This is a genomic window from Carboxylicivirga fragile, from assembly GCF_050589805.1.
Lineage (GTDB): Bacteria > Bacteroidota > Bacteroidia > Bacteroidales > Marinilabiliaceae > Carboxylicivirga > Carboxylicivirga fragile.
Genome location: NZ_JBNGOY010000027.1, coordinates 63,769 through 78,715 on the forward strand (window position 1 = coordinate 63,769; position 14,947 = coordinate 78,715).

The 14,947-nt window shown below is 37.5% G+C and carries 8 protein-coding genes and 1 pseudogene; 6 read left to right on the plus strand and 3 right to left on the minus strand.

Translation table 11 applies throughout. The features are described from left to right. Positions 1 to 3: 3 nt before the first annotated feature. Positions 4 to 1,017: pseudogene (locus tag ACRD7B_RS13235) on the minus strand (gluconokinase, GntK/IdnK-type); the annotation flags it as partial. Positions 1,018 to 1,941: 924 nt separating this feature from the next. Between ACRD7B_RS13235 and ACRD7B_RS13240 the strand changes: the two are divergent. Both ACRD7B_RS13240 and hydG read left to right on the plus strand, forming a co-directional pair. Next, a complete protein-coding gene (locus ACRD7B_RS13240) occupies positions 1,942 to 3,735 on the plus strand; it encodes a methyl-accepting chemotaxis protein (RefSeq protein WP_430825047.1) in 1,794 nt (597 codons plus the stop codon). Positions 3,736 to 3,952: 217 nt separating this feature from the next. Then, positions 3,953 to 5,386 carry a [FeFe] hydrogenase H-cluster radical SAM maturase HydG gene (hydG, locus tag ACRD7B_RS13245; RefSeq protein WP_430825048.1) on the plus strand — a complete coding sequence of 478 codons (1,434 nt, stop codon included), beginning with the start codon at positions 3,953 to 3,955 and terminating at the stop codon, positions 5,384 to 5,386. A gap of 69 nt (positions 5,387 to 5,455) precedes the next feature. Here the strand turns inward: hydG and ACRD7B_RS13250 are convergent, their stop codons facing one another. Continuing rightward, a complete protein-coding gene (locus ACRD7B_RS13250; protein ID WP_430825049.1) occupies positions 5,456 to 7,750 on the minus strand; it encodes a T9SS type A sorting domain-containing protein in 2,295 nt (764 codons plus the stop codon). 175 nt (positions 7,751 to 7,925) lie between these two features. Continuing rightward, positions 7,926 to 10,376 (minus strand): TonB-dependent receptor, encoded by a 2,451-nt coding sequence (locus tag ACRD7B_RS13255; RefSeq protein WP_430825050.1) that lies wholly within the window; start codon positions 10,374 to 10,376, stop codon positions 7,926 to 7,928. Between the two features lie 259 nt (positions 10,377 to 10,635). Between ACRD7B_RS13255 and ACRD7B_RS13260 the strand changes: the two genes are divergently transcribed. The 4 genes from ACRD7B_RS13260 (at position 10,636) to ACRD7B_RS13275 (ending at position 14,600) form a co-directional block, all read left to right on the plus strand. After that, entirely contained in the window at positions 10,636 to 11,601 is a 966-nt protein-coding gene (locus ACRD7B_RS13260; protein WP_430825051.1) for an NAD(P)-dependent oxidoreductase, read from the plus strand. Positions 11,602 to 11,662: 61 nt separating this feature from the next. Next, positions 11,663 to 12,073 (plus strand): secondary thiamine-phosphate synthase enzyme YjbQ, encoded by a 411-nt coding sequence (locus tag ACRD7B_RS13265; protein ID WP_430825052.1) that lies wholly within the window; start codon positions 11,663 to 11,665, stop codon positions 12,071 to 12,073. Positions 12,074 to 12,274: 201 nt separating this feature from the next. Then, entirely contained in the window at positions 12,275 to 13,888 is a 1,614-nt protein-coding gene (locus ACRD7B_RS13270; RefSeq protein ID WP_430825053.1) for a thiamine pyrophosphate-dependent enzyme, read from the plus strand. A 118-nt stretch (positions 13,889 to 14,006) separates the two neighbouring features. Further along, positions 14,007 to 14,600 (plus strand): indolepyruvate oxidoreductase subunit beta, encoded by a 594-nt coding sequence (locus ACRD7B_RS13275; protein ID WP_430825054.1) that lies wholly within the window; start codon positions 14,007 to 14,009, stop codon positions 14,598 to 14,600. Positions 14,601 to 14,947: the final 347 nt, after the last annotated feature.

Here is a 14,947-nt window from a genome sequence, read left to right on the forward strand (position 1 = left end):
AGCACAACAAGCATGTCCGTTTTTATCTTTAGCGGCAATTGATTCTAAGTAAACTTTAACCGAGTTATAAGCCTCAATGTTGCCTCCCGGCATGATAGAAGGCCCCTTTAATGCCCCTTCTTCACCACCCGAAACACCAGCTCCGATTAGATGAACGCCATGAGATTCTAGATATTTCGAACGCTCTTATGTTTTGATATAATTTGAATTACCTCCATCTATGAGTATATCACCTTCTGATAAATGCGGAAGTAAATCCTGAATAACCAAATCAATTGTTTTTCCCGCATTCACCATTAACATTATCTTTCTTGGCGTTTCAAGCGAGTTAACAAACTGTGAAACATCGTCAAATGCACTGGCTTTGGATAATTCTTTAAATTCTTTTTTAAAATCTAAGGCAATGTTTTCTTCCTTTCCTGCCAGATGCCTGTTGTAAAGGGATAATTTATAGCCCTGATTAGCCAGGTTTCGGCTAAGACTTTTACCCATTACGCCTAGGCCAAAGAGACCAAAATCCATTTTACTAGCCAATTCTTTAATTATGAAACTTACAATAGCCTCTGGCGATAAGTTAATGTCTGGTTTAATTGCATTTTTAGGTTCTTGCAGGGTGTCGAACTGAGATTTCAGCAGTGCAGAACCCATATAGTGGCCTTTTCTTTTATCTAACCTTTCTTTTATTTGACTGTAGCTACCGTTTAAAAATATCCACTTTGTAGATGCTTCTATTCCTTTGCTCAAAATAGCTCTGTATGGCTCTTTCAAAGCAGAGCAAACAATAACGCAGCTATTCGTCTTTAATTCATGTTTAGCCAATTGATTTAGTTTTTGCAACCAACCAAGGCGATCTTCATCATTCAATGCTTGCCCTTCCGACATTTTCTTCACATTTGACTCCGGATGGTAATCATCTCCATCAAAAAATGGGATTTGTAATGCTTTTGAAAGCATACTTCCGATGGTGCTTTTACCAACACCTGAAACTCCCATTATGTATATGGCTTGTCTTCTCATACTTCTATTTTATTGGTTGCCCAAACTGGTTAACCAATTTGGGCAACCAAATGTATGAGATAATTATTTAATATCCAACTTTATATTTCAAACTAATATTTTATTCAAGTAATCAGAAGCTTGAGCTAGGGTAGGAGATAAGCTTTAGTATAGTTTTATTGTGGGATTAATTTAAGGAAAGGCAAATGCAATAGTAAAATTACCTTTCGAAATGAATACGTCCTTTAGACACTATTTTATTAAACCACTAAGGATTTTCAGTCCATAGTTGTTTGTTTTTCATTATTACGCCTAATATTCGTCAAGTTCATCTGTTTCGGTGGTATTCAATCCTACTACCACAAGTGTTGCAACAGCGGCAACACCAACAGCTGTACCCACTCCAGAACTTTTAGATAAGTAAAAACGATCTGGTTTAGCTTTTAGTTTTGTGCCTATATTAAAGATAAGCTAAACCACTGAAGTAGACCATCTCTTTTGTTTTAATGGTGGGATTGCTATGCTTGATGTATAAAAATACGAACAGGATGCAGGAAGTAATCAATTAAGGGCCTATTTTACTTGGTTGGAGTGATAAATCTATTATTAAAATCATAGCATCGTAATCTGATTTATAAGCTGATTATTTGAATTTTCGCTAGCTGAGAGTCGAAAGTATGTGTGCTGATTCGCTGTTTTTCTTCTTTTTGTAAGAGTTCAATGTTTTTATGTTTTTTTAAGTTTTTTATATATGGATCTTAAGTTGTTGGAAAATAGTCGAAAGAGAATTTAAATCACTCGTATTATTAGAGAATTGATAGAATTCGGTAACCAAATGCTGATTTGTATTGTAATAGGGTTTAGGGAATAAAATTTTATGGGGTATTGTTGTTGTTTAGCTTTCATAGGGCGTTTATTCAACTGCAATAATGAAAAAAAAATCATATGAAAAAATTGACTTTACGACAGCGCTTTGCTGTATTAATTGGGGTTTTAATGCTTGCTTTTGTCGGTATTGGTTTGTTTACACAATACTCCTTAAACCGATTAAAAGGGATTGACGAAGTAAAAGATTGGTTGCAGGAGTTGGAAATTGTGCAATTACAATTACGACGTAACGAAAAGGATTTTCTAGCGCGATCAATCACAGATATAAATTTCTTTGAGCAGAATGAAAGTAAGTACGTAACAAGTTTTTCTGAAAAAATAGCGGAAATTACAGCCTTGTGCGAAAAGCTGGAGGCATCACCTTATTTGAATGACGATGGGGTGAAAGAGAAGTTGCTTACTGTGCATAGTTATTTTTCAGAATATGAAGTGAAGTTTGATCAGCTAACAAAAAGTTATCACCAGTTGGGTTTTAAAGATTGGGGTAAGGTTGGTGAAATGCGATCGGCTATTAAAACGGTTGAAACAATTATACAAAGCCTTGATCTTGATAAGGCAGAGATAATGATGTTGACTCTACGTCGACGAGAAAAGGATTTTCTAATTCGAAAGGACATAACATACCGTGATAGGTTCAATGCAGATGTTATTGAATTCAAAAAAGTAATGGAAAAATCCTATCTGTCGCAATCAAAACGTAGTGAAGTTGATGAACTGATCTCGAAGTACGCTAGTACCTTTAATGCTGTCGTTGATAATTATGTACTAATTGGTTTAACACCTTATGAGGGGCATACGGGTGAAATGCGATCGGTGGTTTCTTTAATTGAACCGGAAGTGGATGAGATCAGTTCGGTTGTTCAGGAAATAATAAAGCTTGAACTAAGAAATGCCATGTTGTTTCTTGTTTTATTTATTGTGATAGCATCTACACTTGTTATTGCACTAGTTGTTATAATGATACGACAAATATTCAATGTTTTGGGTGCTGAACCATCAGAGGTTGCTGAAATAGCTGATAACATAGCAAAAGGTAATCTTCATTTCGAGTTTAACGATAAACGTAAGAATATTGGGGTGATGGCTTCAATGATGCTTATGGCTAATAAGTTAGAGGATTTAATATCGCAAGTGTTACTAAGTTCAAATCAAATAGTTGTAGCCAGTGAGCAACTGAGCGAAACGTCTGCGCAGATTTCGGCTGGTGCCACCCAGCAAGCGTCAAGTGTGGAAGAAATTTCATCAACAGTGGAAGAGATTAGTAGTAATATACAGCAAAATAGCTCTAATGCTCAGGAAACCTCTAAAATTGCACAGAGTGCTCAGGGTGGAATTAATTCGGTTAACGAGCATTCGGTAAAGACGGTAAATGCGAACAGACTTATAACAGAGAAAATTCAGGTGATAAATGATATTGCATTTCAAACTAATTTACTCGCATTAAATGCTTCAGTTGAAGCATCCAGAGCAGGTGAACATGGGCGTGGGTTTTCAGTTGTTGCTTCGGAAGTACGCAAGTTAGCTGAATTGAGTAAGGTGGCGGCCACTGATATTGAAGGGTTGGCAATGAATACATTGGATTTATCTGAAAATTCAAATAAACAATTGAATTCCTTATTGCCCGAAATTGAGAAAACAACACATTTGATTCAGGAAATAACGGTTGCTTCAAGTGAGCAGACATCTGGTGTACAACAAGTAAATAGTGCCATACAAGAATTGAATAGCATTACTCAGGAAAATGCCTCTGTATCGGAAGAGATGGCAGCAAGTTCCAAGGAACTAGAGGGACAGGCAACGCGCATGAAAGAGTTAATTTCCTTCTTCAAAACAAAGAATGTAAGCGCATAGATAAATAAATATCATGTTTTAATCAATTCATTTCTAGTCATTAGTGGCTAGAAATGAATATTTTATATTCTTAATTAGCTTAAAGTTGACAAAACTCTTTGTTTGCTTCAATATAAATGCAGAAATTTGTCCTTAATATTTAGGTAGTTTATTGCTTAAATCAAATGAATTATCCTAATTTTGAAGCCTAAATCACGACAAAGAAAAAGTCAGCATTATGTCAATAATATACACACCTCAGCAATACGCTCTTCCTGATAAAGCAATGGAGAATTTTATCGATACGGATGAAATTAATGGTTTTTTGAAGGAGTTTGAAAATCCTACTGAAGAGCAAGTGGATGAGGTGATTGCGAAATCGCTCAATAAACAACGTTTAAACCTGCAGGAAACAGCCATTTTAGTTAATGCCAGCAGTCCAGAGATGGTCAGCAAAATTAAGGCTGCCGCCAAGCAATTAAAAGAGCAGGTATACGGGAAACGTATTGTACTGTTTGCCCCTTTGTATATTGGTAATTTGTGTATTAACGATTGTACTTATTGTGGCTTTCGTTCTACCAATAAAAAGCAAGAACGATTAACACTAGGGAAACAAGATATAGTTGATCAGGTAATCGCCTTGGAAGATACTGGTCATAAACGCTTGATATTAGTTTACGGAGAGCATCCGCGCTACGATGCTAAGTTTATTGCTGAAACGGTTAAGGTGGTATATGATGTCAAACATGAGAATGGTGAAATTCGACGTGTTAACATCAATGCAGCTCCGCTTGAAATTGAAGGTTTTAAAACCGTGAAAGAAGCGGGTATTGGAACCTATCAAATTTTCCAGGAAACCTATCACCGCGAAACCTACGCTAAAGTTCATAAGTCTGGCACAAAGAAGCATTTTGATTGGCGAGTAACTGGTTTGGATAGAGCACAAGAAGCAGGCATAGATGATGTTGGTATCGGCGCTTTAATGGGGCTTTATGATTGGCGTTTCGAAATGCTTGGTTTGGTTCGTCACGTAAACCATTTCGAAGCGGTTTATAATGTTGGTCCACATACGATTTCGTTTCCACGAATTCAATCGGCTTCGGGTTTTGAAGTTGATAAGCGATACGATGTAAGCGACGAAGAATTTACCCGTTTGGTAGCGATTCTGCGATTGGCAGTTCCTTATACCGGACTAATATTGACTGCTCGTGAGCCTGAGCATATTCGTAATGAAATTATGGAGTATGGTATTTCTCAAATTGATGGGGGTACTAATATTGAAATGAAAGGTTATACCAGTCATAAGGAGCAACAAGATTTAGATCACGAGCAATTCGAGATAAGCGATAACCGCTCATTGAATGAAGTGATGGAGGAGCTGGTTGGCAATGGTTACATTCCTTCGTTTTGTACGGCTTGTTATCGATTGAATCGCACTGGTGAGCATTTTATGGAGTTTTCTGTACCTGGTTTTATTAAGCGCTTCTGTCAGCCCAATGCCATGTTAACTTTGGCTGAGTACCTTGAGGATTACGCACCAGGTGAAACCAAGGATAAAGGTTATCATTTAATAAAAGAGAACCTTGAAAATTACGAAGACGAACGATTCAAGGATAAATTAATCGAACGTTTAGAACGTATCAAAAAAGGAGATAGGGATTTATACTTTTAATCCGCTCTCGAAAATATATGTTGAACAGCTATAAAATAATTCAGATATTTTATAGCTGTTTTTTTATTACTACCGCATAAAAGTTTTTAAATGATAGGTCTTGCTGCCATTTGTGGCTTGTATAATAAATAAACCACTTTTGAGTTCACTTTTGCTAATTAAGGTTTGGGTATTCACAATAGATGTTTTGAGGCTTATTTGTCCGGTAATATCATATAAGCGTAGTTGATACCCGATTAATGATCTATCACATTTAATAATTAAGTTGTTGTTTGCATCTAATGAAGCAACGAGGAGCGATTTATTTGTTGAGTTCTCCTGAGCCAATAAGGCAATGTCTTCCACCAAAACTGTTTTAGTGGTTTCACATCCATCTGAAGAAAATGCCTTAAGGTGGTACGAACCAGCCATGCTTGGTTGTATGGTGGCAGTACTACCTATATTATTGCCTTCAAACCACCACTCCAATCGTTCATATTCGTCTGCATTTGTAAGTTCAAGGCTAAATGGGTTTTGAGTTGTGATTATACTTGGCTCCGCCACATGGAAAGCTGTAATAAGCACTTCATCGCTATTTGTGCATCCCTCAGTATCGGTAACAACAACACTTAATACTTGATCGTGATTGACTGTTACATCTACAGAAGTTTGATTTAATGTGCTTCCATTACTCCATATATAGTTGTTTTCGGTATTGTCAGAACCAAATATCAGGCTTTCTCCAGGACAGGCTACAGCATCTTCCCCCAGATCGATTTCTGGTTGAGAAAAAGTGACCTCAAAACTATTTGTTAATTCACAGCCTCCAAAGTTAAGTTCTGCTGTTAATAGATAGGTAGCGGTTTCAGTTACTGCTAGTTCTTGACTTGTTGATAATACAGTATTGCCAGTTAGGTCTGACGTCCAGCAATATGAGCGCATTGGTTCTCTTGCGCGTAAAACAACATTGTCGCCTACACAAGCATTACTCGTACCTTCAATGATATTGTAGGATCCAAAGGAGGAAAAGTAACCAAAACTTGCACTGCTTCCATTTTCTTCCAACAGGCTTAAATGAAATAGACCCGTTGAATTACTAACAAAATAAGGATTAGTGGTGCCTATTTCATTTCCTAAATCAATATTAGCTGTAAACCACGTTTCGTTTATATTTCCCCAATTAGTACCCTCTACTTCAATCCAATTGATATTATCTAGGTATGAAAAACTTTGACCAAGATGATTGTTGATCGAAAAGTTGTTGCGATCCTTGCCTTTAACCAACAATTGCATGAAAAAGTTATCATTAAAAATTCGTTTCAGCCCTACTGTATGAGAGCCTGTGCAAGCGATGTGTGGTAAAATAGCACTGCCTATTTCATTTGTTCCACTATATCTCAAACTAGCCAATTGATATACATATATCGGCTTGTCTGACTCTATATGCATATTATCTGGTGTAATATCCAATACCGTCTGCTCTCCTCGGCTTAACATTTGAGTCAACATTTGATCACCATTTATTTCAATAATGGTGTTGTCCTCTGTGGCAAGCACAAAAACTTTTGTTATTGTATTATTTAGAGTAGCTGTATTTACAACCACATATTCAGTACCAATTACACTAGTTGGTATCAACTGATCACCAATTAAATCGTAGGCCCCGCGATAATCCATTCGTTCATTGATTGAATCATCTGAAATGGTTATAGCAATTGGTTTATCAGATGTCACATGTGTTCCTGCTAAGGAAGAAGTATGATATAGATTCAAATTTTCAAGGCAGTACGATTGACCTCGATTTAAAGTAATTTGAATGGTTTCGCCAGCATCATGCCCAATCACATTTTCGGTTGATACAATGATTACTTCAGTGTTATCCTCTGTTGCTACGATATCAACCTTTTCCGTACCAAGTGGATTTAAGTTTCTTTGGTTATGATAAAGATTTTGCGAAGGAATATAGAATTCTGTACCCAATGCATTTTTACCTTTTAAGGTAAACTTATCAGGGTTAACAGGACTTGCCACCTCGTAATAAACACTTATGTCGGCATCTCTTGCAGATATTAGTATGCCTTTGTTATTTATGGTATTGCTAGGTCGGTTCTCGAGGTGATCAAGGTCAAAGGCATTTTCAGGTGTAGTGTATTGCGAATTCGCCGGAATTGTAATCGTTAATGTATTAAACTCAGGATTAGCTGGACTTGAAATGCTTACTTCTGTGGGTTCGTCAAAAGTAGTAATTCGAAAGAAAACCGGCGCCTCACCATGGCCTGCTGACACCTCCGGTGCAACGAACCAGAACTCGCGATGCCCTTGTGCATTACACAATAAGTTAAATGTAAACGTAAGAATTAAGATTATTACGTGTGATAATTTCATGATGTTAGGTTAAGGTTATTAAATTTTTGTTTCCACAAAAACAAGGCTTAAAAGTAATATAATATTTATTAATAGTTGAATGTATTTAGGTAAGAAACTGTTACGGTATGATTTTTATTGGTCGTAGGGAAGGGATATTACACCTGTGTTATTTAAAGTCTAGTACTAACGACTATTAAAAACCAACGTGCAGTTTTAGATTAATTCGTCTTGATGTTAAATAATTTGGAACTGCATATTGGCGATTATGAACATCTCTTACCCAGTAATAGGAGATGGTATTGCTAATGTTGAAAAGGTTAAAGACTTCCAGCCCGATCCAAAAATCCTTAACAGCATTGTTCTTTGGGAACTGACGTTTATAAAAATTCATTAAATCCTTTGAAAACCCAATGTCGACTCTGCGATAGCTTGGCATACGATGAGTAGCCATGTAGCGTGGAGAGCTTGGCGGACCAAATGGCAGGCCTGTTCCAAAATGTAGACTTAGGTTAACCCGAAATGTGGGGTTTCTCGGCAGATAATCCTGAAAGAATAAGGAGAAGTTAACACGCTGATCCGACGGGCGAGGAATATATCCCGGATAGAAAATGGTTTCTGTGCCATCTTCATCTTTTTCGATATAATAATCATCAAGAATGTCCTCCTCTGTTTTCATGATAGAGAGGTTGGCCCACGACTCGATTCCTTCCACAAATTCACCGTTAATTTTAAGGTCTAAGCCTGTGGCATAACCTTTAGCATTATTCTTACCCGAATAGCGGATTTGAACATTGTCAATCTGATAAGGATTAAGATTTGTCAAATGTTTGTAATAGGCTTCGGCTGTAAATTTAAAAGGACGGTCAAATACACTAAAAATACGATCGTAGCCACCTACTACCTGCACCGATTTTTGAGCTTTGATGTCTTCGTTAAGAGTTCCCTCCGGAGTTCTCATCTCTCTGTAAAAAGGCGATTGGTAATAAATACCTGTTGCCAAACGATAGCGCGTGTTTTTGTTCCCATCAGGATGATACAGAATATTCAGTCGCGGACTAATGAGTAGTTCATTGTTAAAATCCCAATAATTAGCTCTTACACCTGCGTTAATTAGCAAAATGCCCTTTTGGGTTTCCCATTTGAACTCATCCTGGGCATAGACAGTGATTCGATTACTATTTGTTTCTAAGTCGGCATTTAAGGTATGAAAAAGATCTACCTTTAAATCGGTATATGGCGTGGAGTAACCTGCTGAATCACGCATTTCCCATTCGTTGATGTAATCATCAAACCGTTCATATTGGTATTTTGCTTCCCATGATATCAGGTGGTCATTCAATTGGTGTTTACCTTGTACGGCTACGTTTTGAACAACTCCAAGCAGGTTATTGCGTGCATGCTCCAGATTACCTCCAACACCAACATTTTGGATGCCCTCAGAAGGATCGGGTGTTGAACCATCCAGACTTTCGATATCTTGTAACCAATATTCTCCCAATATATCGTAGGTAACCTCTTCATAAGATCGGTATCCCATGAAAGTTAACTTATATTGATTGTTTGCTTGCGGATTAAAGCGCAGTGAGAGTGCACCAAGGCCGGTTTGAAATAAATCTTTTTCCTGACCTTCGAAATAGATTTTTAATGTTTTAGCTTCATTAATAGTTCCAAATACAGTTTCGCGATCAACAGGCACAAAGTCGTAGATATTTTGTGCATAGTAGGCTAATGCTTCCAATCGCAGTTTTGAATTGATCTGATACGATATTAAACTTTGAACATCGAAGAAAGTGGGTTGATAATCCCCAGAAACATCCAGTGTGCCAAGTAAGTATTTGTTTGTTTTGTATCTGGCTCCTGCTATAGCTTTGAAACGTTGATCCTTTGAGCTGCCCTCAATATGACCAGAAGCTCCCAATAAGCTGGCACTTATGCTTCCGCCCAGTTCTTTGGGTTGCTTGTATTGAACATCCAAGACCGACGACATCTTATCGCCATATTGAGCCTCAAATCCGCCAGGAGAGAATTTAAGTGATGATATCAAATTAGGATTAATAAAACTTAAGCCTTCCTGTTGCCCTGATCGAATTAGAAAAGGACGGTATATTTCAATGTCGTTGACGTATACAAGGTTCTCATCGTAGTTGCCACCTCGCACACGGTATTGTGAGCTTAATTCGTTATTTGACGCAACTCCCATCTGGCTTTTTACAAGCCCTTCTATATTACCACCGCCTGCATCGGGTAATTGATTAGCTAGTTTATGATCAATTTTACTGAATGATTGATCTCTGATTTGGCCTTCCACTTCCACTTGTTCCAATTCTTCTTGTTTGGAATTAAGCTTAATATTAAGGTTTTTAAGGTCGGAGGCAGAAGTGATATTGATTCTTTGTTCCTCAAATCCAATACAGGTAAAAGCTATCGTGAATGGTGGTGTTACATCGGATTGGAATGAAAAGTGCCCCTTTTCGTTACTAACGCTACCTTCATTGACTTCTAGTATAACAACATTTACAAATGGTAATGGAGTATTTAGTGTATCGCTCACATGTCCAGTTATCGTCAAGCGTTTTTGTGCTTGAATATCAACTGTTGCGAAAAACTGAATCAGGAGGAATAAGAGTAGTAGACTTCTTTTCATTAATGTAAAAATAGCAAGTATATCTAAATTATAAAATCAATTGTTTGTCCGTGATTGCACTATAGCGTATAAAGTTAACGTATATTCTTTGACTTTATTCTGATAGTGATTTTTAAATTAGAGTAGGAATGATTTATTAAAGGTAATTACTAAAGCGGATGTATTGAATACTAACAATCATTGCTTACAAATTATAATGAGTTTATATTTACTGCATAAAGTGAATGCTCGTGTATATTAAAAAAATAAGAATATAAATATGAAGAAGTTATTAGTAATGTTGGCCTTACCTCGGCAAGAGATCGAGGCTGTTTTACCTGATTGGACCTTAGTTTATCCCGAAGGAGAATTGTTTGCGCAAGATGAACTAATAGATAAAGTAAGGGATTGCGAGGCCATTATTACAGTGTACGGCAATAAGCTCAGTAATGCTATTATTGATGCAGCACCTAAACTAAAGATGATAGCTAATTTTGGTGCTGGCTACGATAATATTGATGTGCCTTATGCAAGCTCAAAAGGAATTGTTATCACTAATAGCCCTGATCCTGTTACCGAACCAACTGCTGAATTGGCTTTCGGATTGATGATTGGTGTGGCTCGTCGTATGGGAGAAATGAATTCTCGTTTGCGTCAGATGGATGTTACTTGGGGAGTGATGCGCAACTTAAGTACTACGCTTGTTGGAAAGCGACTTGGTATTATTGGAATGGGTGCCATCGGTAAAGCTGTTGCTCGTCGTGCTATTGCTTCGGGTATGGAGGTTGTTTATCACAATCGTAATAAAGTTGACAGTGCTACCCAAGAAGCATTAAATGTTAGTTATTGCTCTTTTGATGAATTGTTAAAAACGTCGGATGTAGTTTCCTTAAATATGCCATTGTCACCTGAAACCAAGGGGATGATAGGTTTGGAAGAATTGAAATTAATGAAATCATCGGCTTACCTTATTAATACCGCTCGTGGACCAGTTGTTAAAGAACAGGAGCTAATTCAAGCTTTGAAAACCGGTGAAATAGCAGGTGCAGGTTTAGATGTATTCGAAAACGAACCTACTATCCCTGATGAATTATTGCAAATGGATAATGTGTATCTCATACCTCATTTAGGTACCGCTACACATGAGACACGAGGTGAGATGTCGACCTTGGTAGCTGAAAATATTAAAGCTTTTTTTAGTGGGCAAACGCCTCCTAATATTATTAATAAAGAAGTTTTAGTGTAATCTTGTTTTGAATTATAAGTGAAAGTTGTTTCAATTGTAAGCTTTGTAAGATATTGTTATTGTGGTAGATCAATATGAAATAGTATTAAAAGAGTATGGTCGTGGTTTTCATTTGATAACAAATGAGGTTTTGAGTCACTTACCTACCTTGCCCGAAAAAGGTATCATGCAGGTTTTTATCAAGCATACATCGGCAGGAATTACCCTTAATGAAAATGCGGATAGTACTGTTAGAGCTGATTTTGAAACGGTATTTAATAAATTAGTACCTGAGATTGGTGTTGATTATAAGCATGTTGATGAGGGTTTGGACGATATGCCTGCGCATATAAAAGCATCCTTAATAGGTTCGTCAATTACAATTCCTATTAGTAATGGGCGATTAAACATAGGTTTGTGGCAAGGGATTTACCTGGGTGAATTTCGAAATTATGGAGGACGAAGGCGATTGGTGCTTACAATTTGTTATTAAGAATAGTTTCAAATTGTAAGTGTTGATCTTTGTCATGTGCAAAAGGGTAGTATTTTTCGTTACTTAGCAATCTGAAACAACCGATAGATCATTCCACTACTGAATTTTTTTATAACAAACTTATAGTTTAATGAGCTATTGGTGTGTGCGTTTCAGATATTTTAAAAACATTAAGTAATAATATAAAACCATAATCGCGAAATGCAAAAACTATTACTACTAGGTGATGAGGCGATTGCTCAAGGAGCTATTGATGCGGGGATGTCAGGCGTATATGCCTATCCGGGAACACCTTCAACAGAGATTACAGAGTATATTCAAGGTTCGAAAATTGCTAAGGAGAGAAATCTTCATAGTAAATGGTCGAGTAATGAAAAAACAGCCATGGAGTCGGCACTTGGTATGTGCTATGCTGGTAAGCGCTCAATGACATGTATGAAACACGTTGGACTTAACGTGGCTGCCGATGCATTTATTAACGCTGCTATTACAGGTGTTAACGGTGGATTTGTTGTGGTTGTAGCAGATGATCCGTCGATGCACTCAAGCCAGAATGAGCAGGATAGTCGTGTATATGGTAAGTTTGCTATGATTCCGATTTTGGAACCTGTTAATCAGCAGGAAGCTTACGATATGGCATACACTGCTTTTGATTTATCAGAGAAGCATAATGTGCCTGTGATGATTCGTTTAACAACTCGTTTGGCTCACTCAAGAGCAGGTGTGGTTCGTAAGCCCTTATTGGAAGAAAGAGAAACGAGTTTACCGAAGGACCCAACACAGTTTGTACTGTTGCCTTCAATTGCACGTCGTAACTATAAGAGTTTATTATCCACTCGCCCTGATTTAGAAAAGGTGTCGATGGAGTCGGAATACAATCAATACATCGATGGAACAGATCGTTCGGTTGGTATTGTAGCCTGTGGTTTGGCTTACAACTATTTGATGGAAAACTTCCAGGATAGAGAGCTGAAGCATCCGGTTTTAAAATTGTCGCAATACCCAATGCCTCGTAAAGCTGTTGAGCGCATGATTGAGGAATGTGATGAAATTGTAGTATTGGAAGATGGCTATCCGGTAATCGAGGAATTATTGAAAGGTTATCAGGAAGCTGGTACACCTGTTAAAGGTCGTTTGGATGGAACTTTACCGCGTGATGGTGAATTATCGCCAAATAATGTGGCCGCTGCTTTCGGATTATCATACGAAGAAGGTGCTGATGTGCCTGATTTAGTTGAGGCTCGCCCTCCAGCAATGTGTAAAGGTTGTGGACATATTGATGCGTATCAGGCTTTAAATATTGCTTTAGAGCAGTATGGTCCAGGTCGTGTGTTTGCCGATATCGGTTGTTACACTTTAGGTGCTTTACCTCCATATAATGCAGTTAACTCATGTGTTGATATGGGAGCTTCGATCACTATGGCTAAGGGAGCTGCCGATGCAGGTTTACTGCCAGCTGTTGCTGTAATTGGTGATTCTACTTTTACTCACTCGGGAATGACTGGTCTTTTGGATGCGGTTAATGAAAAAACACCTATTACAGTTATTGTTTCTGATAATTATACAACTGGTATGACTGGTGGGCAGGATTCTCAGGCCTTAGGTCACTTAGAAGCTATAATTGAAGGTATTGGAGTTGATCCTGAGCATATTCGTGTATTCAAGCCTACTGCCGCTAACTTGGATGAGATGGTTAATATTATTAAAGAAGAATTTGCCTATGAAGGTGTTTCTGTAATAATTCCACGTCGTCAGTGTATTCAAACTATGCGTAATAAGAGCTTGGTACAAAAAGTGAAAGAATTAGGGTTGTAAAATAGTCAGTAGAAACTAGTCAGTTAGATAATAGTCGAATAATCTATTTGTAAAGGTTTAATTAAATAAAGTTTTCTCACTACTGGCTACTAACTACTTAATGCTTAAAACTAAAATCATGAAATCAGATATAATATTAGCAGGAGTTGGAGGACAAGGGATTTTGTCCATTGCAGCAACCATTGGTATGGCCGCTGTAGATAACGATTTGCATTTGAAACAAGCCGAGGTTCACGGAATGAGCCAACGTGGTGGCGATGTTCAGTCACACTTACGAGTAAGTTCTAAAACAATTGCTTCGGATTTAATTCCAAGAGGAAAGGCCGACCTTATTTTATCGGTAGAGCCAATGGAATCGTTGCGTTATTTACCTTATTTATCAAGTCAAGGATGGTTGGTAACTAATACTACGCCATTTGTAAATATCGATAACTATCCTGAGATGGATGAGGTGTTGGCTAAGATCAAAGAGCAACCGCGTCACATTGCAATTGATGCTGATAAAATTGCAGCTGAGATTGGTAGTAAGCGTTCATCAAACATTGTGATGTTAGGAGCTGCTTCACTCTTTATCGACATCGCTTTTGAAGCTTTAGAAAAAGGGATTAATACGATTTTTGAACGTAAGGGGCAAAAAGTTGTTGACTTGAATGTGGAAGCTTTACGCGCAGGTAGAAAAGCTGCCGAAGCGATTAAGGCACAATTAAACTAAACACAGTTAGATCTTTATTTATACTCCAAGAAAAGCTGAGGGATTCGTTCTTCAGCTTTTTTTATGAAGTTAATAAAATGATAAATGAGGTGATTTAGAAGAAAAGTTATAAAAGGGAAAACAGAGGCTGTTAGCTATTAGCCCCCGATAATTGTCGGGGTAGCTAGCAGCTTTTTTATGTTAATCCTGGGTTATGCAGTAGGAGTCATGAAATGACGAACTATCTGCATTTAGCAAGGGCTAACCCCGATCTAGAAAATCACCATTTTGGTTTTTCTCCAAAATGGATGAGATACTATATCGCTATGCATTTGGGCTTAATTTTTATTTCAAATGCATAGATTGGG